General features: G+C 36.8%; 25 protein-coding genes. 6 read left to right on the top strand and 19 right to left on the bottom strand.

Annotation, left to right across the window (positions count from 1 at the left end):
- Positions 1-127: 127 nt before the first annotated feature.
- The 9 genes from IEV57_RS05660 to rpsT all read right to left on the bottom strand — a co-directional run bounded on the left by IEV57_RS05660 (position 128) and on the right by rpsT (position 8,808).
- Positions 128-1,408, bottom strand: coding sequence for a M20/M25/M40 family metallo-hydrolase (locus tag IEV57_RS05660; protein WP_188440527.1), 1,281 nt, complete (start codon positions 1,406-1,408; stop codon positions 128-130).
- A gap of 73 nt (positions 1,409-1,481) precedes the next feature.
- On the bottom strand, positions 1,482-2,261 hold the full coding sequence (locus IEV57_RS05655) for a zinc-dependent peptidase (RefSeq protein WP_188440511.1): 780 nt from the start codon (positions 2,259-2,261) through the stop codon (positions 1,482-1,484).
- Positions 2,262-2,385: 124 nt separating this feature from the next.
- A complete protein-coding gene (gene rny, locus IEV57_RS05650; protein ID WP_188440509.1) occupies positions 2,386-3,951 on the bottom strand; it encodes a ribonuclease Y in 1,566 nt (521 codons plus the stop codon).
- 66 nt (positions 3,952-4,017) lie between these two features.
- The gene (locus tag IEV57_RS05645) at positions 4,018-4,302 is read right to left on the bottom strand and encodes a cell division protein ZapA (protein ID WP_014770712.1); all 285 of its coding nucleotides are present in this window, start codon (positions 4,300-4,302) and stop codon (positions 4,018-4,020) included.
- Position 4,303: 1 nt separating this feature from the next.
- A complete protein-coding gene (locus tag IEV57_RS05640) occupies positions 4,304-4,588 on the bottom strand; it encodes a hypothetical protein (protein WP_188440507.1) in 285 nt (94 codons plus the stop codon).
- 3 nt (positions 4,589-4,591) lie between these two features.
- Positions 4,592-7,003, bottom strand: coding sequence for a phenylalanine--tRNA ligase subunit beta (pheT, locus tag IEV57_RS05635; RefSeq protein WP_188440505.1), 2,412 nt, complete (start codon positions 7,001-7,003; stop codon positions 4,592-4,594).
- A gap of 113 nt (positions 7,004-7,116) precedes the next feature.
- Entirely contained in the window at positions 7,117-7,737 is a 621-nt protein-coding gene (locus tag IEV57_RS05630) for a DUF1684 domain-containing protein (protein WP_188440503.1), read from the bottom strand.
- A 3-nt stretch (positions 7,738-7,740) separates the two neighbouring features.
- Positions 7,741-8,436, bottom strand: a complete 696-nt coding sequence (radC, locus tag IEV57_RS05625; RefSeq protein ID WP_188440501.1) for a RadC family protein — start codon at positions 8,434-8,436, stop codon at positions 7,741-7,743.
- A gap of 117 nt (positions 8,437-8,553) precedes the next feature.
- Positions 8,554-8,808 (bottom strand): 30S ribosomal protein S20, encoded by a 255-nt coding sequence (gene rpsT, locus IEV57_RS05620; protein WP_188440500.1) that lies wholly within the window; start codon positions 8,806-8,808, stop codon positions 8,554-8,556.
- A gap of 211 nt (positions 8,809-9,019) precedes the next feature.
- On the opposite strand from rpsT, the gene IEV57_RS05615 reads away from it, so the two are divergent.
- Entirely contained in the window at positions 9,020-10,039 is a 1,020-nt protein-coding gene (locus IEV57_RS05615) for a zinc dependent phospholipase C family protein (protein WP_188440499.1), read from the top strand.
- A 254-nt stretch (positions 10,040-10,293) separates the two neighbouring features.
- On the opposite strand, the gene IEV57_RS05610 is transcribed toward IEV57_RS05615, so the two are convergent.
- The 3 genes from IEV57_RS05610 to IEV57_RS05600 form a co-directional block, all read right to left on the bottom strand.
- Positions 10,294-11,598, bottom strand: coding sequence for a pyridoxal phosphate-dependent aminotransferase (locus IEV57_RS05610; protein WP_188440498.1), 1,305 nt, complete (start codon positions 11,596-11,598; stop codon positions 10,294-10,296).
- Positions 11,599-11,723: 125 nt separating this feature from the next.
- Positions 11,724-11,924, bottom strand: coding sequence for a hypothetical protein (locus IEV57_RS05605; protein ID WP_188440497.1), 201 nt, complete (start codon positions 11,922-11,924; stop codon positions 11,724-11,726).
- 26 nt (positions 11,925-11,950) lie between these two features.
- Positions 11,951-13,096 carry a DUF4221 family protein gene (locus IEV57_RS05600; protein ID WP_188440496.1) on the bottom strand — a complete coding sequence of 382 codons (1,146 nt, stop codon included), beginning with the start codon at positions 13,094-13,096 and terminating at the stop codon, positions 11,951-11,953.
- Between the two features lie 185 nt (positions 13,097-13,281).
- On the opposite strand from IEV57_RS05600, the gene IEV57_RS05595 reads away from it, so the two are divergent.
- Positions 13,282-14,487, top strand: coding sequence for a DUF4934 domain-containing protein (locus tag IEV57_RS05595; RefSeq protein ID WP_188440495.1), 1,206 nt, complete (start codon positions 13,282-13,284; stop codon positions 14,485-14,487).
- 40 nt (positions 14,488-14,527) lie between these two features.
- On the opposite strand, the gene ettA is transcribed toward IEV57_RS05595, so the two are convergent.
- Positions 14,528-16,207 carry an energy-dependent translational throttle protein EttA gene (gene ettA / locus IEV57_RS05590; RefSeq protein WP_188440494.1) on the bottom strand — a complete coding sequence of 560 codons (1,680 nt, stop codon included), beginning with the start codon at positions 16,205-16,207 and terminating at the stop codon, positions 14,528-14,530.
- 131 nt (positions 16,208-16,338) lie between these two features.
- Between ettA and IEV57_RS05585 the strand changes: the two genes are divergently transcribed.
- Both IEV57_RS05585 and IEV57_RS05580 read left to right on the top strand, forming a co-directional pair.
- Positions 16,339-17,589, top strand: a complete 1,251-nt coding sequence (locus IEV57_RS05585) for a DUF349 domain-containing protein (protein ID WP_188440493.1) — start codon at positions 16,339-16,341, stop codon at positions 17,587-17,589.
- 75 nt (positions 17,590-17,664) lie between these two features.
- Positions 17,665-17,886, top strand: a complete 222-nt coding sequence (locus IEV57_RS05580; protein ID WP_008625540.1) for a DUF2795 domain-containing protein — start codon at positions 17,665-17,667, stop codon at positions 17,884-17,886.
- A 29-nt stretch (positions 17,887-17,915) separates the two neighbouring features.
- Here IEV57_RS05580 and IEV57_RS05575 read toward each other — a convergent pair whose 3' ends face one another.
- The 5 genes from IEV57_RS05575 to queA form a co-directional block, all read right to left on the bottom strand.
- The gene (locus IEV57_RS05575) at positions 17,916-18,650 is read right to left on the bottom strand and encodes a LytR/AlgR family response regulator transcription factor (protein WP_188440492.1); all 735 of its coding nucleotides are present in this window, start codon (positions 18,648-18,650) and stop codon (positions 17,916-17,918) included.
- Positions 18,628-19,686 carry a sensor histidine kinase gene (locus tag IEV57_RS05570; protein WP_188440491.1) on the bottom strand — a complete coding sequence of 353 codons (1,059 nt, stop codon included), beginning with the start codon at positions 19,684-19,686 and terminating at the stop codon, positions 18,628-18,630. Before IEV57_RS05570 ends, IEV57_RS05575 begins: the two co-directional genes overlap by 23 nt.
- A gap of 14 nt (positions 19,687-19,700) precedes the next feature.
- Complete coding sequence (locus IEV57_RS05565) at positions 19,701-20,492, bottom strand: LiaF transmembrane domain-containing protein (RefSeq protein WP_188440490.1); 792 nt, start codon at positions 20,490-20,492, stop codon at positions 19,701-19,703.
- Between the two features lie 131 nt (positions 20,493-20,623).
- Positions 20,624-21,295: a 2-C-methyl-D-erythritol 4-phosphate cytidylyltransferase gene (locus IEV57_RS05560; RefSeq protein ID WP_188440489.1), complete on the bottom strand. Its 672-nt coding sequence runs from the start codon at positions 21,293-21,295 to the stop codon at positions 20,624-20,626.
- Between the two features lie 83 nt (positions 21,296-21,378).
- Positions 21,379-22,428 carry a tRNA preQ1(34) S-adenosylmethionine ribosyltransferase-isomerase QueA gene (gene queA, locus IEV57_RS05555; RefSeq protein ID WP_188440488.1) on the bottom strand — a complete coding sequence of 350 codons (1,050 nt, stop codon included), beginning with the start codon at positions 22,426-22,428 and terminating at the stop codon, positions 21,379-21,381.
- 123 nt (positions 22,429-22,551) lie between these two features.
- Here queA and IEV57_RS05550 point away from each other — a divergent pair, with 123 nt between their 5' ends.
- Positions 22,552-23,802, top strand: coding sequence for an ABC transporter permease (locus IEV57_RS05550; protein ID WP_188440487.1), 1,251 nt, complete (start codon positions 22,552-22,554; stop codon positions 23,800-23,802).
- 86 nt (positions 23,803-23,888) lie between these two features.
- Here the strand turns inward: IEV57_RS05550 and recA are convergent, their stop codons facing one another.
- Complete coding sequence (gene recA, locus IEV57_RS05545) at positions 23,889-24,920, bottom strand: recombinase RecA (protein ID WP_188440486.1); 1,032 nt, start codon at positions 24,918-24,920, stop codon at positions 23,889-23,891.
- Positions 24,921-25,106: 186 nt separating this feature from the next.
- Between recA and IEV57_RS05540 the strand changes: the two genes are divergently transcribed.
- A complete protein-coding gene (locus IEV57_RS05540; RefSeq protein ID WP_188440484.1) occupies positions 25,107-25,898 on the top strand; it encodes a DUF3108 domain-containing protein in 792 nt (263 codons plus the stop codon).
- Positions 25,899-25,949 lie beyond the last annotated feature (51 nt).

Here is a 25,949-nt window from a genome sequence, read left to right as displayed (position 1 = left end):
TGAAGTTAGTGTAGCGAAATAAAGTAGAAATATACTTCGTGAAATAAATGGAAATAAAAAGTCTTTAAAAACAGAAATCCCAAGCTTGATTAAGCTTGGGATTTCTGTTTTTTGATAAATACGTTTTTTAATATTCCCCTTGCATCAAAATCAATAATAAAGCATTCTGAAGACCGAGATAGCCATCTTTGTTGAGGAACCATTCATCAAGACTGTGCCCGCCTCCGGCCTGCCCGCCTCTTCCGATTGTCACTGCTGGAATTCCTAATGAAAATGCCACATTACTATTCGTAGAGCTAGAACTTAATCTTGGCTGCTTTCCTGTAAGGTAATTCGCAACTGCCATCGATTGTTGGACCAAAGGGTGTTCTGATTCAAGCAATCCACTAGGTCTATCTCCTACATTTTCGATATCTATTGTCAAAGAATCTCCACTGCGAATAATGCTGTTTTCCTTTGCTAAACCTTCTTCAATTGATTCTAAAAATAATTTTTTGATTCCTTGAAGTCTTTCTTGACTTTCTGACCTCATATCGACGAGCATCCAAGATTCATAAGGAATGGAATTCACTGAAGTCCCTCCTCCTAGGACTGACACGCTGTATGTTGTTCTGATTCCTTCTTTGGTAAACTGATCGGCCTTCGGAACAAAACTAGAAATCGCATTGGCTAAGGCATTGTGCGGATTCCCTATTCCAAAAGCGCCATAGGAATGTCCTCCTGAACCTTTGAAAGTAACTCTGTACCGAAGAGAGCCGATTCCTCCATTGACAATACCATCTATCCCTGCACCATCAATAGCGATAAATGCATCAATTTTATGGCCTCCTTCTCTAAAAAGGTGTTTCATCCCTTTTAAATCTCCAAGCCCTTCTTCTCCAACAGAACCTACAAACCATAAGTCATGTGTTGTCCTTATATTTTGATGTACAAGCGTCTTCATCAAGGCAATCGACATGGCCAAAGAACGGTTGGCATCAGCTATTCCAGGCGCATATAATGTATCACCTCTTTGTTTTACAGTGACATCAGTTTCTATCGGAAAAACAGTATCCAAATGCGCATCGATCACAATCGTTTTATCCGACTTCTTACCTTTTCTCAATGCGATGACATTGCCCACCTCATCGATCCAAACTGAATCAGCTCCAGCATTCCGAAGCATTTCTGCGAAAACCAGGCCTTTTGCTGTTTCTTCAAAAGATGGTGCAGGAATCTCTGTCAAAGTGATCATATCAGCTATCGTTTGCTCATCAATCTCAAAGATGTAAGCAAAAGCATCCTGAACTTCTTTTTTATTTGCGAGTTTTTCTACCGCTGCCTTGTAAGTTGATTTGATATCCTGAGCAGAAACTTGGACAAACAGAAACAATAGAGCGAGTGATAGTAAGCTTTTGATTGATTTCATAAAGGAAGAATTAATAACTCCAAAAGTCACAATAAATCAAAAAGATGGCAATACCGCTTGTAAACAATTTGCATTAAACCTCTCGAGCCAATACAATTGGATCTTGCTTCAGCAAGTAGACCAAAGATTGATAGAGTCTTTGATTATAGCTTTTGAGTTCGACTGACCTTTCGAAAAATACTTCCAAGGCAACTGCAAAAAACTCATGTTGATTGTTTGCTGCAGAGGAGCGGAAAATAGTCTCTTCTCCATTTAGGATTTTCTCTATTTCCAGAGATGCATTTTCAGCGTATCGTCCCCAAAGCGTTGGATTGAAGAAATTACTCTCACTGTTGTAATGAATTTGATTTTCGAGCTTCATCGCATGGGCGATTTCATGAATTCCTAGATTTATCCCATCCTGCAAATCAATGAATCCTCTTACAAAATTCTCCCAAGACAATACAATGATTCCCAGCTTTGGATTGACTTCTCCTTGATGAAATTGCTGATTGATCGTCGAATAATAGGAATCAGGATAAATCAGTATTTTTTTGAAATGTTTTAAAGTCACTCCTGGAAATCCAAAAGTAACCATCACTGCTGTGGCTGAGATCAAAAGTTTCATCTCTTGGGTAACCATCATCAACTCTCCTCGTGGCAAAAAATTCTTCTCTGCTATAAACCACTCTACCTTTTCTATAAACTCCTGTTTGTGGCTTGCATTCAATTTTGCATAGTAGGGAAAGAGATTTTTCAAGATATTTTTATCTTGTTCAGACAACTTTTTCTTAGCTATTCGAACCTTTAGATTTTTGTAAGAAGAATAAAAAACCTCTCCTATGCTAAAGAATAAATGCGTCAGTACAAACATCAAAAAGATGGGTTAATGGAATTGGAGACTATAAAATTATCTCTAAAATAGGAAAAGAATCTCAACTAAAAAAGGTGTAGAATCTTTCCTACACCTTTTACAATTATTAAAATATTAATATTTATTATTTCGCGTAACTCACAGATCTCATTTCTCTGATTACAGTGATTTTGATCTGACCTGGATACTGCATTTCTTTTTCGATTTTCTGAGAGATATCGAATGAAAGCTGACTTGCTGTCTGATCGCTTACATTATCAGCATCTACGATGACCCGAAGTTCACGTCCTGCTTGCATCGCAAAACACTTGTTTACTCCATCAAAGCTCAATGCTAGATCCTCAAGATCTTTCAATCTCTTAATGTAGCTATCCATGATTTCTCTTCGTGCTCCCGGTCTAGAGCCTGAGATCGCATCAGATGCCTGTACAATTGGAGAAATCATAGAAGTCATCTCGATCTCGTCATGGTGAGCTCCTATAGCATTACATACTTCTGGATGTTCCTTGTATTTTTTGGCAAGCTCCATCCCCAAAATTGCGTGAGGTAACTCAGCTTCCTCAGGATAAACTTTACCAATATCATGCAGCAAACCTGCTCTTTTGGCCATCTTAGCATTCAAGCCCATTTCAGCTGCCATGGTAGCACAAAGCTTGGCTACTTCTTTGGAATGTTGAAGTAAGTTTTGACCATAAGAAGAACGGAATCTCATTCTTCCCACCATTCTGATCAACTCAGGATGAAGGCCGTGAATTCCAAGTTCTATACAAGTACGTTCTCCTATTTCAACGATTTCCTCGTCTATGTTTTTTTCTGTCTTTGCAACTACCTCCTCGATTCTTGCTGGGTGGATTCTACCATCCTGTACCAATCTATGAAGTGATAATCTGGCAACTTCTCTTCTTACCGGATCAAATCCTGAGATAATAATCGCCTCAGGCGTATCATCTACTACAATTTCAACTCCAGTAGCAGCTTCTAGTGCTCTGATATTTCTACCTTCTCTACCGATGATTTTACCTTTAATATCATCACTTTCGATATTGAATACAGACACACAATTTTCAATGGCATGCTCTGTAGCTGTTCTCTGAATGGTATCCAAGACGATTTTTTTGGCCTGCTTAGTTGCGGACAATTTTGCTTGATCTAGGATATCTTTGATGTGTGAAGAAGCTTTTGTATTAGCTTCGTCTTTCAGCATTTCTACCAATTGCTCTCTAGCTTCTTCTTTGGTTAGATTTGCGATTTTTTCTAAATCAGCAATTCTCTGATTGGTCACCCTGTCGAGCTCATCTTTCTTCACTTGAACCGAGTGCATCTGAGCACTTAGATTTTCCTTTTTGCTATCGAGTTCAGCTTCTTTGCGCTTGATTTGCTCTAGCTCCTTGGAAAGCACTTGTTCTTTCTGCTTTAGCTTATTTTCATTGGTGATGATAATCGCTTTTTTCTTATTAGCCTCTTCTTCAAATTCAGATTTCAGCTTCAAGTACTTCTCTTTGGCTTCAAGAATTCTGTCTTTTTTCAAAGACTCAGCATTCATCTCCGCTTCACGCAAGATGATTTTAGCTTTTTCCTTAGCTTCTTCTTCGATTTTCTTATTATTTCCTTTCAGAAAAAAGCCCACAATTAAGGCTCCAATCCCAAGTCCTACTAGACCTGAAATGATGATGTATAATGATTCTCCCATAGGTTATTTTATATAATAATACCTCCTAGGAAAGCAAAAAGTGCCTTTTTGAGTTTTGGGTTTTAATTATAAAAGATCTGTTAACTGACGGTTTACTTTGGCTATTGTTGCCTTTATCATTTCGCTGTCATCTGAGTTGACTTTGTCTTGTTCCATTGATTCCACCATGCAGTCAAATGCTGCCATAGCCAATAAATCCTGTTTGTCATCCAAGCCAAATTCTTCTCTATATCTTTTGATTTTATCATTAATCAATTTCCCTGCATGTCTGATTTTCGCCTCATCCTCCACTTTTACCTTCATCGGGTATTCGCGATCTCCGATTTTTATTTTCACAGAAAGTGTTTCCATATCATTCAGACAAATAGGCAATTATATTATCGATTTCCTGTATATAATTATTGATCCTTTCTCTCAACTCGGCAGACTCAATGTTTTCCACTGGTATGCTGTTTACAAGTTTAGTAATTTTAATTTGATTTTTAAAATCCTCCAACGCAGCATCTTTCTCTTTGATGCTGGATCTCAAGAAATCTACTTCATGCTTGAGCATTAGATTCTGCTCTTCTATCTGCTCTAGCTTTTTGCTAACCTGAGTAGCTAGCTTCTCTAATCGTTGGAGTTCTTCGTGAATCATTTTTTATTTTCGGATAAAAGCACCGGTCTCATTCTCAAAGCTTTGAATCAATCGGCTCATGGTTTTATCAATAATTTTATCTGTCAATGTGTTTTCCAAATCCTGCAAATAAAAACTCAAAGCATAAGCTTTTTTGCCTGCTTCAATCTTATCTCCTTGATAAACATCAAACACACCAATGCGCTGCAATAACTTTCCACCAACCTTTAAAGCTACTTTTTTTACTTCATCAAATGTAACTTTTTTATCTATCACCAAAGATAAATCTCTTCTTACCTCCGGAAATTTTGAAATCTCTTGATATTTCTTCAAGCCTTTTGACTTTTTGCAAAGCAAATCCCAATTGAGTTCCGCAAATAAAACTGCCTGTTTCACTTCCGCTAACTTGCTGATTGATGTATCCAACATCCCAACAGTTCCTAAGATTTTGGTTCCTAAATTAAGCTGCAAAGCGTAATCAAACGGGGCACTATGAACAATTTCAACAGTGACATTATCAATACTTAGCTTTTCCAATATCAGCTCTACCACAGCATATAGATCTGGGAATTGAACGTCTTTGGACGGCTCTAACCAGCTCTCTGCTGTTTTCTCACCTGTCAAGAAAAGTGAAAGTCTCTTTTCTTCTCTATACCCTTCTGCTTCTTTGAAGTAAACGGATCCAAATTCGAATAATTTCAAATCCTTTTGTCTTCTGTTGATATTGTGCGCCAACACTTCCAAACCTGTGAAAAGAAGACTTTGCCTCATCACACCAAGGTCCTCACTCAGCTTATTGAGAATGACAACATTGTCCTCTAATTTGAGATGGGTAGATTTCTCTACATAAATAGGCTTGGTCAATGAATTGGTGATGATCTCAAAGTAACCAAGACCAGAAAGTACTTCACTCAGTCTGTATTGCAACTTATTCAAGTCTTTGACTGGATGCTCTGCCAGATAATCTGCATTAAGATTTTCTGATAAGGCTACATTTTCGAAACCATAGATCCTCAATATCTCCTCGATCACATCAGCCTCTCTAGTCACATCAACTCTGTAAGGCTTCACAATCGCTGTAAATCCATCTTCCTTTTCGTTGATCACATCTATCTCCAGCCCTTTTAAGATCGATTTTACCTGATCTTTTGGGATATGCTTTCCAATCAATCTATCCACATGTTTGTACAACACATCTATCTCAAAGTCTGCGACTGGATTCGGATAAATGTCAATGATCTCAGATGAAATTTCTCCTCCAGCTAATTCCTGAATCAAAAGCGCTGCCCTTTTTAATGCATAAATCGGCATATTTGGATCAGTCCCTCTTTCAAATCTGAAGGAAGCATCTGTTTTGAGCCCGTGGAATTGACTTCCTTTTCTGATGATATCTGGTGAGAAATATGCACTTTCTAAGAAAATTTTTGTCGTAGTATCTGAGACACCAGAGCCTTTTCCTCCAAAAATACCTGCTATACAAAGCCCTCCATTTTCATCACAAATCATCAATTCTTCGCCAGAAAGTTTTCTTTCCTTATCGTCAAGCGTGATGAATTTTGAGTCTTTGGCTAATTTTTTCACATGAATCTTTCCTCCACCGATCTGCTCTGCATCGAAAGCATGAAGCGGCTGACCCAAATCATGAAGAATAAAATTAGTGATGTCTACGATATTATTGATCGGTTCCAAATCCAAGGCTTTCAGATAGTTTTGAAGCCAAGCTGGAGATGGGCCAACTTTGATATTAGAAATTGTCAATCCTGCGTATCTAGGGCAATCTTCTGCACTTTCGACTGAAACAGGGATGGTCAAATTCGTGTGATCAACTTTAAACTTGTCTACGGGTGGTAGACAGATTTCTTTGTTCAAAAGTGCTCTCAGGTCGCGCGCTACACCCAGATGTGAGGCAGCGTCAGCTCTATTTGGCGTTAACCCAATTTCCAAAACATCACTATTTTCAACCTTGAAGTAATCCGCGGCGGAAGATCCATTTGGTAAGTCTGTGTCCAAAACCATGATTCCTGCATGACTTTCTCCAAAACCAATTTCATCTTCGGCACAAATCATTCCTTGAGATACCTCACCTCTGATTTTTGCTTTTTTAATTTGAAAAGGTTCTCCAGAACTTGGATACAGCATACAACCTTCGGTGGCTACTACCACTTTTTGTCCAGCCGCCACATTTGGCGCTCCGCAGACGATAGGCACCACTTCAGTTCCGATGTCTACTGTAGTGACACTCAACTTATCAGCATTTGGATGTCTTTCGCAGGTAAGAACTTCTCCGATGACAATCCCTTCCAAGCCCCCTTTGATCGATTCAAAACGCTCTATCCCCTCCACTTCAAGACCAGAACCGGTCAGCAACGAAGCGATTTCTTCAGAAGATTGATCAAGCAGTATAAAATCTTTCAGTCTATTTATAGAAATTTTCATGAATTCAAGTTATTTCAGAATAAGGCACAAATTTAAGAGAATTGGGATAGGCAGGAAGGCAATAGAAGCTATTTTTTTACTTTTCTTTCCATTTATAGGAAGGTTTGTAAAACTTACTCCTTTTTATAATCTTTTTCACCTGCAAGAATTCCTAGTTCCATCAAATTCTCTCTGGGAGGAAGAGGACATGCAAAATCAGGGTTGTAAGCGCAATAAGGGTTATAAGCCAGGTTGAAATCTATGGAAACACTATTTTTTCCGTCTTGTCTCAGGTTGAGGTAGCGACCTCCACCATAAGTATCTAATCCACTTGTGGAATCAGCAAAAGCCAAAAAGAAGTTACGCTTGTCGATTTCATTCATTCCTTGGAGTAAAAGTAACCTTTGAGGAGCGCCTTTCAGATCAAATTCAGCATAGGAGTGTTTGATATATTTCTCCTCAGATCCGTCAGTCATTGGAATGGTGATCACCTTTCGGTCTTCGGCCGGAACTAACCTCGCTCTGACTTTGAAGGCTGGATCAATGGGATAAAAACTCAAAGCTCCTAAGTTGTTTTTTTGTTCTGCATCCAAAGGTGACTCGGGATTGAACCTTAGGAATTTGAATTGCTTTTCTCGCTCTTTCTCAATCTTTTCGATATAAACCTCAGGATCATCTGCTTTGGTCAATGTATAAATGACGGCTGCCAATGCAATTACCGTTACGATAGTCAATAAAATATTTTTAGTACTCATCCTTTATAATATTCCTTCATCTGCGAAGCTAAAATAGCCACAATCTGCGAATATTACATGATCCATGACTATAACGTCCAAACTTTCCCCTGCACCAACCAATTTTTGAGTCAGCCTTTTGTCTTGTTCTGAGGGTTTGAGATTCCCTGAAGGATGATTATGAACCAGAATTATGGAGTTTGCCATCACTTCTAGCGCATACTTAAATATCACTTTTGGATCGACCACTGTGGCATTGGTCCCTCCCTTGCTGATCAGTTGCTTTTTGATCAATTGGTTATTGCGATTTAGCAGGATGATATAAAACGATTCTACAGATTCATCCATCAGATCAGGTTTCATCAGATCATAAGCTTCCTTAGAAGAACTGATTTTTTGTCGTTTCTGAGGAACTTCGTTTTTCCGCCTTCTGCCCAATTCTAATGCACTCACAATGGTAATCGCTTTTGCTTCACCAATCCCTTTGAATTGTTGTAAATCTTTAACAGACATTCTAGCCAAAGAGGCTAAGTCATAATTGACAGATGCAAGGATGTGCTTTGATAGATCTACTGCACTGAGCGATTTCGTCCCTGATCCGATAAGTATAGCAATCAGCTCTGCATCAGATAATGCTGACCTACCCTTTAAAAGTAACTTCTCTCTTGGCCTGTCCTCTTCTGCTAAAGCAGATATTTTGATCGATTGATAATCATCCATAAAAGTTAAAATATTAAAAGTGAGTAAATTGGATGAACTAAAAATAGGGATTTTTAGGTAACAAAAAAAGCCCTGATCGGAAGATCAGGGCTCTTATATATTTTTACAGCTTAGATTTTAAGCTATAGCATTGACTAATCTAGTCAATTTTGATTTTTTGTTTGAAGCATTGTTCTTATGAATGATATTCTTCTTAGCCAATTTATCAATCATAGAAGTTACTTTTTTCAAAAGTTCTTGAGCTTCTACTTTATCAGTAGTCAATTTCAATCTTTTGATAAAAGTCCTAGTTGTTTTGGCCTGATATCTGTTTCTCAGACGTTTGGCTTCGTTTGCACGAATTCTTTTAAGTGCCGATTTGTGATTTGCCATATCTTAATTTACTTAATTTCTTTTAACAATCCCCTTATTCCTAAATGGAGTGCAAAGTTAATGGATTAATTTTTAAACGCAATAGAATTTCTAAACTTAACCTTGGAAAGCAAAGAAATGGCGGGAATTTTTATTCTTATACCGCTATAGAAGCACAAATGTAGCATTAATTTTTATTATCTGAATTGTGAATTTTTTATTATTTTTATTCATGCAAAGATTTTTAGCGTTTTCAGTTATCTTTTTATTCTTAAGCACAGATATCGTGGCTTGGGGATTTTTTGCACACAAGAGAATCAATCGCTTAGCGATCTTCTCACTTCCACCGGAAATGATTGGTTTTTTTAAATCTAACATCCAATTTATCACCGAAAACGCGGTCAATCCTGACAGAAGGCGTTATGCTGTAAAGGGTGAAGCTGAAAAGCATTTTCTAGATGCTGATGTATATGGCGATAGTGCCGTTTATATTTTGCCAAGATATTGGAATAAGGCTGTGGAGAAATTTGGAGAAGAGGAATTAAGAAAACACGGCATCGGCCCTTGGAATGCCTACAATACCAAAAATCAATTGACAGAAGCTTTCAAAAAAAAGGACCAAAAAGCTATCCTAAGACTTGCTGCTGATTTGGGTCATTATATCGGCGATATCAATGTTCCCTTGCACACCACCAAGAATTATAACGGACAACTCACCAATCAATATGGCATCCACGCCTTTTGGGAAAGTCGAGTTCCAGAATTGCTTTCAGATGATTTTGACTTTTTTGTAGGACAAGCCGAATACATTCCCAACACCCAACTTGAAGCATGGGATGCGATTATCGGAGCACATTTAGCTTTGGATTCTGTATTAAATTTTGAAAAAATTCTTAGTCAGCGATTTCCTGAGGACAAGAAATTCAGTTTTGAAGAAAGAGGCGGTATCAATACAAAAGTGTATTCGAAGGAGTTTACAAAAGCCTATAATGATATGCTTGCTGGACAAGTAGAAAGGCAGATGAAACGCTCTATCAAGATGATTGCTGACTTTTGGTACAGTGCATGGATTGATGCTGGGCAACCTGACCTCAACTCACTTCTCAAAAACCCCGTAGAGGATTTGGAAGAGAAATTCACCCCTCCTGCTACTTCAATCGATGTCCGCGAACACGAAGGCCTCGCCCAAAGAGAATCTCCTGAGGAACTCAGAAAATTATTTTACAGAGCAATGTGGAGAACGGGGAATTAAAAAGTGCAAGGATTTAGCTTGCTCGCAAAGAAAGCCAAGGTGCAGAGGGCGCAGAAAAATATTCAAAATCAAAAAATTCGGTTCATTAATTTAAAATTAATAACCACGAAGTGGTTAAACCATAATTAACCCCGGATGCAAATCCGGTGGAAGGCAGATATTGATTCGATAACCAACGACCCCAAAGGGGTCGAACTATTTTTAGTTTAGATAATTTATAATGAAGCTTGATAATACAACTAACTTTTTTAACCCTACAACCCCAAATAGACCTTAATAGCATCTGCTAGTCTAGTAAATGTATCTTTAAAAGTTGCTTCATCATCTTCTAACAAGGTCACTCTAAACCCTCTCAAATCGGAGCAAAAAGAAGATACTGGGACTACGCAGATTCCTGTAGAAGCCAATAAATAATACACAAATCTTTTGTCCATCGGCATATTTTCTTCCTTCAGCCAATACTCCATTAAAGCTTTGATTTCTTTATTTTCAATTGGTAAAAACTGATTTGGACTGAGATAGATTTCTTCAAAAACAATAGTATTGTAAAATGCCCCTTGCGTAGGATTAAATTTGATGCCGGGAATACCAGAAAGCAACTCTTCCATCAGCTTACTTCTCTGGCCAATTTTAAAGTTTTCCGCTTGACGATATTCTGCATAATCGGGATGCGACATGATTTTTGGAATAGAAAGTTGTGGCAAAATCGTAGAGCAAACTTCTATCATTTTAGCATTTTCTAGTGTTTGCACATACTTACTAAATTCCTTGGAAGCCCCTCGATTATAAAATTCCATCCATCCACAGCGAGAACCTGGCCAAGGAAATTCTTTGGATATTCCTTTCATGGAAATTGCAGGCAAGTCGCCAACCACCTCAGATAATGCTACAGCTAGAATTCCATTATACGTGATGTTTTGATAAATTTCATCCGCAATCAGAAGGAGCTTGAATTCTCTAGCGATCCTCACAAAATCCTCCAAAACTTCTTTGGGATAAACCATCCCTGTTGGATTATCTGGATTGATGATTAGAATCCCGACAATGCTGGGATTGTATTTAACTTTGTTGTAGAGGTCTTCCATATCAGGAAGCCACTGATTATCTGGATCTAGCTTGTAGGTAATTGGTGCTGTATTGGCATGCGCTGCCTCAGCGGAACTATGCGTACTGTAAGCAGGAGAAGGACCTATAATTCTAGCCGTTGGGATTAAAAATTGATACAACTTGGCGATAGCATCTCCAAGACCATTAAAGAAAAGCACATCGTCTGCAGTGATTTGGACGCCTTTTTTCTGATTGTTCAAATTTGCCAAAAACTTCCTAGTCTCTAACACTCCCTTGGAATCTGCATAGCCGTAAGTATGGTCTTGACTAACCAATTCAGAGACAATCTCCTTCATCCAGGTTGGAATCTTATTATTCTTTTGAATTGGATCTCCAATGTTTTCCCAAGTGATTGTTTGCCCCAAAGCTTCGATTTGCCTTGCCTTTTTGACAATACCCCTGATCTCATAATTCAACTCTTCAGCTCCTGGCCTTAGCAAAATAGTTCTCATATATTTCCTGCTTGGATTTTCAGAGTAAAGAAACAAAAAAGAACTTGGTGATTTAAAAAAGTTTATAAATGATTTTTAAAACTGAACTAATGAAAAATATTCCACAGGTAAAACATCAATAAAGCTTATAATTTTTGTTTGGACTTGATCTCTTTTTGCTTTTTCCACTCAATCCAAAACATATGGAGAAAATTTACCAGTAATAGAAAGATCATGGAAACCCAAATCGCCCCTCTTATACTCCCTAGGTATTCAATACCCAAATAATGCGGTGCTAAAATAGCTGCATGGATAGCAATGGCGATATTTAGTATTTTTTTGTTCATTTCGAGACTAATTAAATTTGGCTTTATCAATTTGGCATGATGCTGAAGTTAAACACATCAAAATTGAGAATATCTTCATTGTCTGACTGAAATTTTTCGATGTATATATTTCCATTGTTATAGAATAAAGATGGAAGAAAATAAGATTTATCAAGATGAACTTCGCTAATCAGTTCAAAATCTTTGTTTATAAATTGTAAAGTAGATTCTCCAAATGAGATCTTGGATAGATCACCAGAATTCAAGTCTTCTTCAGAAATTTCTTTATTGATTATCCGGATATAAATTTCTAATTCATTTATAAATCTTATGAAATAATAAGTTTTTTGGGATTTTATAATTTTCAACTCTGACAATAAATCAATGGAAATTTTTTCTTGTGATTTTGACAGTGGATTTATTAACAGAGGAATATCATTTTTTACCTTTTCTGATTTTAATAATTTATTTTCAAAATCATAGATGTAAATTTTATCATCAATTGGAAAGTTTAAAATAAGTTCATTGTTCATCGTATTAAAATCATGATAGACTTGATAAAGTTGAGTTCCCCAGATACCCTCAGTATACTTTTTAGGATAAGTTACATCGTATGAAAGCTTATTGTTTTCTAAATCTAAAAATGTCAATATACTATTTGGAAAATCGTGATTTTTATAATATTCTCTTTGGGAACCCCAGCTATTTAAGATCAAAATATTATCAACCTTATGTATCTTTCGAAGTGAATTAACTTGTGGATTGACCTCCCTTTCATCACTAATAATAGAATATCTATTTATTACTTCAAGATTTTTATTTAATAGACTTATTCTACGCCCATTATAAGAATAAACAAATATTGAATCTTCACTTTGAATTAGAAAACCCGTTACCTCATTTACTCCATTTGGACCAGTTTTCTCAAAATAAATTTTCTTCTCTAGTTCTTGATTTTTAAGATTGTAAAAGTAAACAGAGTTATTAGTCTTATTCAAAAAAGCCAAAAAAACATCCTCTTCCATCTCCACTAAATCATAATAACTGCTTTTACCTGAAGTTTCATCGTCAAGCTTTAAGGAAATGGTACCAATTTTCTTAAATTTTAATGGTACTAACCTCTTGTCTTCATTATTGGAACATGAAGAAAAAAACAAAAAACAAACTAAAACAGAAAGAGATTCAAATTTCATAAGTAGTTTGATTAGCGATTTTGAAGAGGTTTTTTGTCTACTAAATATTTACAAACATAAGAAATATATGTAAACCAAAAATTTAATCGATATCGATTTACGGATGGAAAAAAGTATTATCTTGATAAAAATTAACCATAATAGTTCAAATTAAAACAAAGACAACCTGTCCAAACTAAAATTTTATGGAGCGAATATGTGAATTTTTAATTTGTTACGTAATACTTTTTGGATGTAGTAAAAGTGAGGAAAGTAATGAATTTATGAATACCAAATTAATTGACTTCAAAAATGTCAAAAACTTTGATTCTTTAATCTCCCCCCGAGATTTAATGAAAGATGTTGAGTATATTAAATTTAATACGCCAGATGAATTCAAACTTACATCCGTTTCCAAAATTCAAGAAATGGAAAATAAACTTATTGTCCTTGACGGTAAAAACAACATACTGATAGCCTTTGATTCTAATGGGAACTATATTGCTCAAGTTGGAAAAATAGGAGAAGGACCTGAAGAATATAAAGAAGCCTCAGATTTTGATATTGATCAAAATTCTAATATCATAAATATATTTTCAAGAGCAGACCATGCAATCTTGCAATTTGACAGTGATTTGAAATTTCTTAAGAAGATTAAATTAAAAAATTGGGCTTCTCAGTTCGGTGTCCTCGAGTCTGGCAATTTAGCACTCTATTCTTATTTAGGTGAAGAGAGTAATAAATTTAATATAAGCATATATAATCAATCAGGAGAAGTAATAGATCAAAAAATGATGGTAAATCCTAGCAAAAATTTTATCCCTTTAAATTATTCAGGATTTATTAACAAAGAATTTTACACTTACCCATTATCTTCCAAAATCTATAAAATCAAAGAGAATCAAAAGGAAGATTCCTTAGTTTACTTGATTGACTTTCCCAATAAATTTGAAGAAAAAAATATTTTTGACCACGGTTCTTACATAAATCCCGCAGATAAAATCAAAAAAAATATTCTTAGCAAATTTGAAATTGGTGATGATGGAGAGTTCTTGTGTTATTATGAATTTAGAGAAGGGTTAAGCAATGGGTATACGCTTGGAGTTAGATTGTCAAGCGGTGAGACATTTGGACATCAGAATATGCACCATGCCGCCAAAGGTAAAGGTGATGTTTTTGTATGGATGTTTTTTACAGGTCCTTACAGTATACTTTCCTATTCCAAAGAAAGTGAATTCTATTATGCAGCTTCAAATATTGATGTTGTGGCAGTTTACCAAGATTACATTACCCAAAGAATTAAAGAAAAAAATGTAAAGGATATAAAATTATTAAATCTCTTGGAAGATATGGACCTTGAAGAACCCGTTTTAATGAAGTTTAAACTCAAAAAATATATAAGAACCCATTAATCATCGGTTGAATTTAATGGGTTCTTATATGATTTAATTATTACCTCAAAGGCTTATATTTGATCCTTTTCGGAGTCAAATCGCCAAGACGTTTTTTCTTGTTCTCTTCATAATCGGAGAAGTTTCCTTCAAACCAATATACCTGAGAATCTCCCTCGAATGCCAAGATATGGGTACAAATCCTATCCAAGAACCATCTATCGTGGGAAATGATCACTGCACATCCACCGAAGTTTTCCAAGGCCTCTTCTAAAGCTCTCAGTGTGTTGACATCGAGATCGTTGGTAGGTTCATCGAGTAAGAGTAAGTTTCCGCCTTCCTTAAGTGTCATCGCCAAGTGAACTCTATTCCGCTCTCCACCTGAAAGTACGCCCACTTTTTTCTCCTGATCCGAACCTGTGAAATTGAATTTTCCGACATAGGCTCGGGAGTTCATTTCTTTGTTCCCCAGTTTAATGATTTCATTGCCTCCAGAAATCGATTCATAAACCGATTTATTTGGATCCAAAGTATCATGCTCTTGATCCACATAAGCGAGCTTCACCGTCTCACCTACTTCAAAGTTACCGGCATCCGCTTTTTCTCTCCCAGTGATCAATTTGAAGAGTGTAGATTTACCAGCACCATTTGGACCGATGATTCCTACAATCCCTCCTTGAGGCAGATTGAAAGACAAATCTTCAAACAATAATTTATCTCCAAAAGCTTTAGAAACCCCATTGACTTCAATCACTTTAGCCCCTAGTCTCGGCCCAGGTGGGATATAAAGTTCTAGCTTAGCTTCTCTTTCTTTTCCTTCTTCACTGATCAGTTTGTCATAAGCACTTAGACGTGCTTTTCCTTTGGCCTGACGGGCTTTCGGAGTCATTCTGATCCATTCCAATTCTCTTTCGAGCGTTTTCTGCCTTTTGGATTCGGTTTTTTCTTCTTGTTTCAACCTGTTTTGCTTTTGATCTAGCCAAGAAGAGTAGTTTCCTTTCCAAGGTATCCCTTCTCCCCTATCCAATTCTAAAATCCATCCTGCGACATTATCTAAGAAATACCTATCGTGAGTCACTGCGATAACAGTTCCTTTGTATTGTTTGAGATGTTGCTCAAGCCAAAGAACTGACTCAGCATCGAGGTGGTTGGTAGGTTCATCAAGAAGCAAAACATCTGGCTCTTGAAGCAAAAGTCGACAAAGGGCTACTCTCCTTTTTTCACCACCAGAAAGATTGCCGACAATAGCATCACTTGGAGGCAGTCTAAGCGCATCCATAGCTTTCTCCAACATCGTCTCCAACTCCCAAGCATTGGCAGCGTCAAGCTTCTGCTGCACATCTCCTTGCTTCTCGATCAACTTATCCATCGCATCAGGATCTTCCATCAAGGCTGGATCCATAAATTGCTCATTGATAGCTTCAAATTCTTTCAGCAAAGCGACTGTCTCGGAAACTGCTTCTTCCACGATATCTTTCACCGTCTTGGTAGGGTCAAGCTGAGGCTCTTGCTCTAGCATCCCGACAGAATAGCCGGGGGACCAAACTACCTCTCCCAAAAACTCTTTATCTATTCCTGCAATGATCTTTAACAAGGAACTTTTCCCGGATCCGTTGAGACCCAAAACACCGATTTTTGCTCCGTAAAAAAATGATAGGTAAATATCTTTCAGAACTTTCTTCTGAGGAGGATAAATCTTAGACACCCCCGCCATTGAAAATATGATTTTTTCTCCGCTCATTGTATAGTTTTTTTATTAAAATGAATAAACTGAAAGACAAAGATGCAAAAAAAGGGCTTTCTTAGGATAAATGGTTTTGAATTAATTAATTTGCAGAAAGCAAGAAAAAATCTACAACCTATTAAATCAAAATGGAACATCCATACGGATACATTAAGGACAATAAGGTATTTTTAAAGGGATTTTTGAATCAAGCTGATCGTGTGATTGGTGAGGTGAAAGAAGACGAAGCGTCAACCCTTAAGTACTTTGAAGATCGATTTGCTACTATCAAAGAGAAAGTAGAGAATCTAAAAAAAGATATTGAAGAAAATCAGAACAAAGGATCCTTCCTGATGAAGTTGATTCATTTGAGAGATTCACTGATGCAATATGATGCATTGGGTGATTTTGTTCCTTTGATCGAAGAGCTCAACAAGCTGGAAATCTATCTTGAAGAAATCATCCAAAAAAACAGGGAACGAAATCTAGAAATCAAGAGAGGTTTGATTTTGGAAGCTGAGGCTTTGAAAGACAACACGGACTGGAAAGAGACTACCGAAGAATACAAAAATCTAAAACTCAGATGGATCAAAACCGGTCCTGTTGAGAAAGAATTTGAAGAACAAATTGAGAACGCTTTCAATCAAGCGGTAGATACTTTCTTTGACAATAGAAAAGTATTCTTCGAAGAAATGGCTGTTCAGGCTGAGGAAAATATTAAGATCTACGAAGATTTGGTCAGACAAGCTCAGGAAGCTTTTAATAATCCTGATGCCAAAAAGGCTTTCGAGATCAGTAAAAAAATTCAAAAAGAATGGAAGACTTCTGGCAAAGTCCCAGCAGAAAAAAGACAACCACTTTGGGATGAATTTTCTAAGTTGAACAATCGAATCTTTAGCAGGTTTAAGCGAGAGATGCAATCCGGACCAAGGTTGAATCCTAGAGAAATACTTTCCAAAATGGAATCCCTTGCTGAGGATATGAAGAAATTGGCATATTTGGACACTTCTCCAATGACAGTCTCTCAAGCTCGGAAATTACAGAATGAGTGGAAACCTTTGAGTCAGACAAGACCTAGAGATGCGAATTTGATCACCAGGAATTTTATTTACTATTCTGAGATTGTGTTTGAGAAATCCTTTCTAAACAAACTCGCAATCACGAAAAACTCTGAATTACGTGACCTTCCAGAATCAGAGCAAAGTAAGATCAAAGCTTCAATTTTAAGGGACTTGATTCATAGGGACGAAAGTGAATTGAAAACTGTGAAAGAAAATGCTGAGAACTTCAAAAGCAATGAACCCGATTTTGAGATCATGTTGAGAAGAAAAATAAGTGCCTTCCGAAGAAAAATAGATGTGAAAAATTTTATATTGAAGGAACTTTCAAACAAATATTGAGTTTAAGATTGAAAATTTAAAACAATTTCTATTTTTGCAACCCGTTAAGGCGGTAAACATTAAAACATTGACACTATGTACTGGACATTAGAACTTGCATCATACTTAGAGGATGCTCCATGGCCTGCAACCAAAGACGAATTAATTGATTATGCGATTCGCTCGGGTGCGCCTTTGGAAGTCGTAGAGAACCTTCAAGAATTGGAGGATGACGGTGAGCCTTACGAGAATATCGAAGAGATTTGGCCTGATTATCCAACAAAAGATGATTTCTTCTTTAATGAAGATGAATACTAAAAAAATTAAGAGCCCTTGAGGCTCTTTTTTTATATCCCTAAGACTGATTTTAACTTTGGATAGCCAGACTTACTTACAGGGATTTTCTCTCCTGATTTGAGGATAAGCAAGAAGCTGTCTTTTTCATATCCTTCTATTTTTGTGATTTCTGTGACTTTGACAATATAAGAACGGTGCACTCTCACGAAAGCCTTGTCATCTAAAACTTGTTCAAAATACTTCATTGTCTTGTTTTTCAAAAACTTCCCCTCGCTTGTGTAAATATTCACGTAGTCATCATTCGCTTCCAAATATTGGATCGTTGAAAAAGGGATGATTTTGATTTCATTTTTATCCTTAAGAACAATTCGCTCTGAAACTCCAGGAGCTTCCATTTTAGTAAAATTATATTTACCAAGCTCCTTAAGATTATCTCCCATTACTAGAAACTTCTCAATGGCTTTACCAAAACGCTCTTTTGAAAATGGCTTGAGTAAATAGTCTATAGCCTGAGCATCAAAAGCCTTCACAGCATATTCATCATAAGCGGTTGTAAAAATTACAGCAGGAGGGTTTTCTAATAATTCTAGCATTTCCAAACCAGTAATCTTTGGCATTTGTATGTCCAAGAAAATCAAATCAGGTTGGAGTTCTTTGATCGTCTTAAGCCCATCAAATCCATCATGACAGACAGCTAAAACGCATGTCTGCTCATAATCCGATAAGTACTCTAAAATCAACTCTGCTGCTAACGGTTCATCATCAATGACTACTATATTGATCATAGTTTTGTGGTATTTTAAGTTCTACAACAAAAAGATTTTTACCTTCCTTTACTTGAAGTAAATCATGCCTCCCAAAAAGCAAAAACAATCTTCGCTTCACTGCTTTTAGACCAAACCCTTCGCCAGTGGCTTGCCCAGCTTCTGGATCATATGGATTTGAAATACTTATTTTCAAATACTGATCTTCTACTTCAAATCCAACGCTGATCAAAACATCTCCAAGTACACCATAAAGTCCATGTTTGACTGCATTTTCCAAAAGTGGCTGAACCATCAATTGAGGTAGAACAAGTTTATCGGTTGCAGCATCACTTATAAAATCAACAGATAAACGATGGCCGAACCGTAATTTCTCGATTCCAATAAACAACCTCAAATATTCTAATTCTTCAGCAACCTTGATCCATTTATTGTTCTCCTTCCTAATCGTTTTTCTCAAGAAATCAGACAGCTGCAACACCATCTCTCTAGCTTCAACAGGTTTTCTTTTGACTAACGAACTGATAGAATTCAAACTATTGAACAAGAAATGGGGCTGAAGTTGTTGTCTTAATTGATAAAGTTCGGCTTCCCTAGCCAAGCGCTCCATTTGATCCGCACGTTCCATTGCTTTGATCTGACTATCTAACTTTGAATGAAACAATAACAAAAGTGCATACCCTAGTATAATTAGAAAAATAACAAAGGCGTACAACAGATTGATTTCCTTGAAAAAGCTTAAATACTCCTTATTTTGATTAAGAACGAGTTCTACAGTGAATTTTCCCAAGAAAAAAACAAGGGTTGAAAGCAATAAGGGAAATGCTAAGAAAATTAAAAAATGCTTTTCCTGTGGAGTATAGAATCGAAAGATATTCTCTAAAAAGAAAAAAGCAATCAATAGAAATAACGTATGAACCCCAACATCAATCAAAGCATTGACAAACCCAGGCTCGTATTGATGGATCAGGTATGCCACTCCAATCACCCAAAGGAAGATGATCAGAATGGCTTTATACCAAGTTTTATCTTTGAAACTGAGTGCTGAGCTTATCACAATTACAAGTTGGATTAGAAAGATTTAATCTCCAAACCTCCAAGGATAACCGAACCATAAATTTTCAAAATTTTCTTCGGATCTGGAGTCACATGCGCGTAAAGACGCTTATCTTCCACGCCAGCAAGCACATTGGAAACATTCACCTGCACGCTCCAGTGAGGAGGTACAATCAACTTTACCCCACCTAAAGCAACTTCTATATTAAGCATCGCAGGTTCGGTCATGTCTGCCTGAGAAAGGTCAATCTCTGAACCACCCAGAATGGCTGAAATTTTTCCTCCTTTGAAATTTTTAGAAAGAATCCTGCGCTGATCGCCTGATAAAAATGCTTGAGATGTAAGAATCTCAGGTTGGTCAAAGCCACTGTTTGTACTACTTTCGGAAGTTGTTGAATTTTCATCTCCAATAACTTCAGCTTCTTGTGCATTGTATCCAAAAGGTTCATTCTTCATAGACTGATTGTAGTCAGGGATCTTGATGGATTTTTGATTTAGAATAAAATAAAGCCCTACTGCGATCAAACCTCCTGCAAGAAAATATCCCTCAAATCCATCTGGCAAATCAACATGTTTTTTTAACATAAAATATGAACCAAACAATAAGAAAAAATATCCTGAGCCACTTTTAAATTGCTGACTTACTAAGATCACCAACCCGATTGCAATGAAGACCATTGGCCAGCTCAAAAGCCATAAGGGTAAGAAAAACCCTAATTTCTTCAATAAAATGATACCACCTACCACAACCAAGATAATCCCTAAGGTGTAATTATTACTTTGTGTTGAAAATTTCTGATTTGCCATGATTTAAAGTGTTTTGATTGTTAATAATGACCAAAACTAAACGAGAAAACAAAAATCAGGAAGTCAAAATAGGTAAGGTAAGGTAAATATTCGGTAAACGAGGGTAACCGATCGGTAAATACCTAGTGAAGCTACATATTGAAGAGATAAGCTGCATAAGCCATATCTTCTGGAGTAGTGATTTTGATATTTTCCAAATTACCTGCAATCAAAGTCACTTGCCAACCTTGGTGCTCATAAACTGTAGCATCGTCAGTAAATGTATGCAACTCCGTCACATCAAAAGCCTTTTTAATCTTTTGGATTTGAAAAGTCTGTGGAGTCTGAACCAAGCGAAAATATTGTCTTTCTTGATAAACAGATTTTCCATCATCCGTCAATCTCCTTATAGAATCCTTTAAAGCCACCACAGCAATGGCACTCCCCTTCCTATTGGCTACCTCAAAGCTTTCTTGGATTACGTCCACGTTCACAAAAGGACGAACACCATCATGTATGGCCACAAGTCCATCCAAATCAGTAAGTGTATCCAAACCATTTCTCACAGATTGGAATCTACTATTTCCTCCTGAAACCAATCTATGGGGGACAGTAAAACTAAATTGAAGGCATAGATCTTTCCAAAGTTGAAAATCCTTTTCAGGAATTACAAGAATCAATTGAATGTCAGGTTCGGCTTCAAAAAATCGAAATATAGTATGCATCAAAATAGGCTTACCACCAATCTCCAAATATTGCTTTGGCATGGGTGCTCCCATTCTTGTGCCACTACCTCCCGCAACGATAATTGCATACTTTTTCATAGACTTTTTTTGGTACTTTTTCCGAGCAGCAAGTTGGGGAATTTATAAAAATAAAAAAAGGCTCTTGAGGAGCCTTTCTGTTATTATAAGATTAACATTGCATCTCCATAGGAGAAGAAACGATATTTCTCTTTGATTGCTTCTTTGTAAGCTTTCATGATCAAGTCATATCCTCCAAATGCAGACGCTGTCATCAACAAAGTCGATTCAGGCAAGTGAAAGTTGGTGATCAATGTGTTAGCGATTTTTACATCATAAGGAGGAATGATGAACTTATCTGTCCATCCACTGCTCACTTTCAATCTATTGTTAGCCGTCACTGAAGACTCTATAGTCTTCAAAACAGTAGTTCCAACTGCCACAACTCTTTTCTTATTATCTAAAGAACGATTTACTAAATCCACAGTCTTCTGCGGAATATCATAATTCTCAGAATCCATTTTATGCTTGGTCAGGTCCTCTACGTCCACCTGACGGAATGTTCCAAGGCCAACATGAAGAGTAATTGGAGAAACCTCAACACCTTTCAATTCCAATCTACGCAACAAATGAGGTGTGAAATGCAAACCTGCTGTTGGCGCAGCTACAGCACCTACATGCTCTGCAAAGATCGTCTGATACCTTTCTCTGTCTTCAGGCTCAACTTTCCTGTCTATAAACTCTTTCAGGAGAGGTGTTTCGCCTAACGTATCGATAGTCTTGTAAAACTCTTCTTCCGAACCATCAAATAAAAATCTGATTGTTCTACCTCTTGATGTAGTATTATCAATAACTTCAGCTACCAAGTCGCTATCTCCAAAGTAAAGCTTATTGCCAACTCGGATTTTTCTAGCAGGGTCAACCAACACATCCCAAAGCTTCAATTCTTGATTCAATTCTCTCAAAAGGAATACTTCGATTTTCGCACCTGTTTTTTCTTTATTTCCGTAAAGTCTAGCAGGAAAAACTTTGGTGTTGTTCATCACAAAAACATCACCTTCTCCAAAATAATCAGTAATATCCTTGAAAAGTCGGTGTTCGATTTCACCTGTTTTTCTATGGACTACCATAAGACGAGACTCGTCTCTATTATCGGTTGGATGTAAGGCGATTAATTTTTTTGGGACTTCGAATTTAAAATCGGATAACTTCATATGGAATGAATGTAATATGCTTAAGGTTAATTTTACAATAGATTGTAAAAAGTGCAAAGATAACAAGAAAAATCACGAAATCTACCTATATTGTCAATTAGTTTTTAACCCTCAAGCAATACCGTGAAAGTACTCAAACTAATTTGGGAAAGTGTGAGATTCGCTTTTCAAGCATTACAAGCAAATTTAACAAGAACAATTTTATCTCTTCTAGGCGTGACAGTAGGCATATTTGCTATCATAGCTGTATTCACTTTAGTGGATTCTTTAGAGAAAAATATCAAGTCAAGTTTAAGCTTTTTAGGCAGCAATGTCATGACAATTGACAAATTTGATTATTCCGCTGGAGGAGGACCTGATTTTCCTTGGTGGGTTTATTTCAGAAGACCAAATAATTCTTACAGCGAATTCACATTTCTGAGAGACAATCTCAGAAATTCAGCTGCTACAGCTCTTTTTGCGGATGCAAACACAACTGTACAATTTGGCAACAATAGTTTCAGTGGAAGTAATGTAAAAGGCGTAACCTTTACTTATAAAGATGTCTACGATGTTCCGATTGGAGCAGGCAGATTTTTTACAGAAATAGAAATATCAGGAGCGAGAAATGTCGTCGTAATTGGAACAAAAATAGCAAATACACTTTTTCCAAATCAAGATCCCTTAGGGAAAGAAATGAAAATCCGGGGTCAAAAATTCTTTGTTGTTGGGGTTTTTGAGGAAGAAGGAGAAGCCTTATTTGATACGCCATCCAAAGATGAGGCTTGCATGATTCCCTTCGGTGCGTTTTCTAAAATTTACAATGTAGGGAGATATGGACTAGGTCCGAGCATTGCGATGAAAGGCCTGGATGACGACACGGGGATGATCGCTTTAGAAAATGAGGTAACGGGACTGCTAAGAGCCAAAAGAGGACTAAAACCAACTCAAGACAGCAACTTTTCACTCAACAAGTCAGAGTTCATCATGAATACCATAGGTTCGATTTTTGATGTCATCAGCGGTGCAGGTTGGGTTATAGGTGGTTTTTCTATTTTGGTTGGAGGCTTCGGAATTGCAAATATTATGTTTGTCTCAGTAAAAGAAAGAACCAACATCATCGGAATCCAAAAATCTCTTGGAGCAAAAAATTACTTTATCTTATATCAATTCCTGTTTGAGGCCATGTTCCTAAGTTTGATCGGTGGTATCACGGGGATTATATTAGTGTATCTAATCACATTTGTACAGCTAGGATCTTTAGAGCTGACACTTTCGATTAAGAATATCATTTTAGGACTTGGAGTATCTTCGGTAATAGGAATCGTTTCTGGTATTGTCCCTGCCACTTTAGCTGCTAGACTTGACCCAGTAGAAGCGATTCGATCAGCATAGAAATAAAAAATCTATTCATGCAAAAAAGGAGGTTATTTTAACCTCCTTTTTTGCATTATTTAATATTCAATTTTTTTTCAAAAAAATTATTCTTTCTCTACTTCAGCCTTCAAGGCTTCGCCGTTTAACCCTGCTCTATCTTTAATTTTCTTTTCTAATTCTTCCATCAATTCAGGATTGTCCAAAAGTAGCGTTTTAACGGCATCTCTACCTTGCCCTAATTTATTTCCTTCATAAGAGAACCAAGACCCAGCCTTTTTGATAATTTCAAATTCAACACCAAGGTCAATGATCTCTCCGACTTTGGAGATACCTAGGCCATACATGATGTCAAATTCAACTACTTTGAATGGAGGTGCCACCTTATTCTTTACCACCTTCACCTTTGTTCTATTTCCAAGGATGTTGTCAGCTGATTCTTTGATCTGACCGATTCTTCTGATATCCAACCTTACCGAAGCATAGAATTTCAAAGCATTACCACCTGTAGTTGTCTCAGGGCTTCCGAACATCACCCCAATCTTATCTCTTAACTGATTGATAAATACACAAGCACAGCCCGTTTTATTAATAGCTCCAGTAAGCTTTCTGAGTGCTTGCGACATCAATCTGGCTTGCAAACCCATCTTACTATCACCCATATCGCCTTCTAGTTCACCTTTAGGGACTAAAGCAGCTACGGAGTCAATCACAATAATATCAATTGCGCCAGAACGAATCAAATGCTCAGCAATTTCCAAAGCTTGCTCACCATTGTCTGGTTGCGAAATCAATAAATTTTCTGTGTCAATGCCTAGTTTTTCTGCGTAAGCTTTGTCAAAAGCATGTTCTGCATCAATAAATGCTGCCAATCCACCAGCTTTTTGAGCTTCAGCGATACAATGCAGTGTCAAAGTTGTCTTACCAGAAGATTCAGGACCATAGATTTCAGTCACTCTACCTCGTGGAATACCACCAATCCCAAGAGCCATATCCAAGCCCAATGAACCAGTAGATATCGCTGGAATATCTTGTACCTTATTATCACTAAGCTTCATCACCGTACCTTTGCCATAGGTCTTTTCCAGTTTATCGATGGTCAACTGAAGTGCTTTGAGTTTTTCTGTATTTGCGCTCATATTTTTTATTAACAATTATCTAATTTGAATTTGTGAAAATAATGATTGATACTTGGAGATTCAAATGAACGAACACCATTTGCCGGTATTCCGTAAGTATTTATTGTTTAGAAAATCAACTTATATATCATTCCACGTAAATATTGGAATAAGATTTGAAAAGATTCAATCTGAAACCTTAAGTTAATGAAAAAACAGCTATTAAAGTCAGTAATTGTCGCAATTTTTTCTTTCTCCGCAATGCTAAGCAGTTTTGCTCAGCAAAAAAACACAGCATTCAAAAATGGCGAAGAGCTTACTTTTAAAGTAAGCTATGGATTTCTTGATGCTGCAGAGGCTAAAATGAAAATCAATCCTTATGTAAATACAATTAAAAGTAGACCAGTGTATCGAATCGATGTGACAGGTGAAACTTTGGGTTTATTTAAACTTTTTAAAGTGAATGATAACTGGGGTAGCTATTTAGATACAGTAAAAATCATTCCACATCAATCCTACAGATTTATCGAAGAAGGTAAATACAGAAAAAACGAAAGGGTTGTATTCGATCATGATCGAGGTACGGCTATGATGCGCCTCTATGATCGGGAAAATAAAAAAGTTGTCAGTGCCAAAACTTATGATGTGCCAAAAAATGTTCAAGATATTGTTAGTGGTTTTTATCTACTAAGAACCATGGACTTGAATAAATATAATAAAGGTGACATCATTACCTTGACTGGATTTTTTGATAAAGAAATATATAACCTAAAATTAATATACGACGGTAAAGAAAGGCTTTCTACCCAAGTAGGGGACTTTGATACATTCATGTTGACTCCAATTATGCCATCCAATAAACTTTTTAGCGGAGAATATCCGGTGACAATATGGGTCTCTGATGATCAGAACAAAATCCCACTAAAGATAAAAGCTAAGCTTATGGTAGGCTCGCTCAATATGGACATCACAAAAGCAACCGGATTACGTAATAATTAATTTATCTAGACTTAACATTCGCTTAATATTTACCTAGATTACAAAAACTTT

The sequence above is a fragment of the Belliella aquatica genome, from assembly GCF_014637795.1.
GTDB classification, from domain to species: domain Bacteria; phylum Bacteroidota; class Bacteroidia; order Cytophagales; family Cyclobacteriaceae; genus Belliella; species Belliella aquatica.
This window is presented reverse-complemented; position numbering and strand designations above follow the sequence as displayed.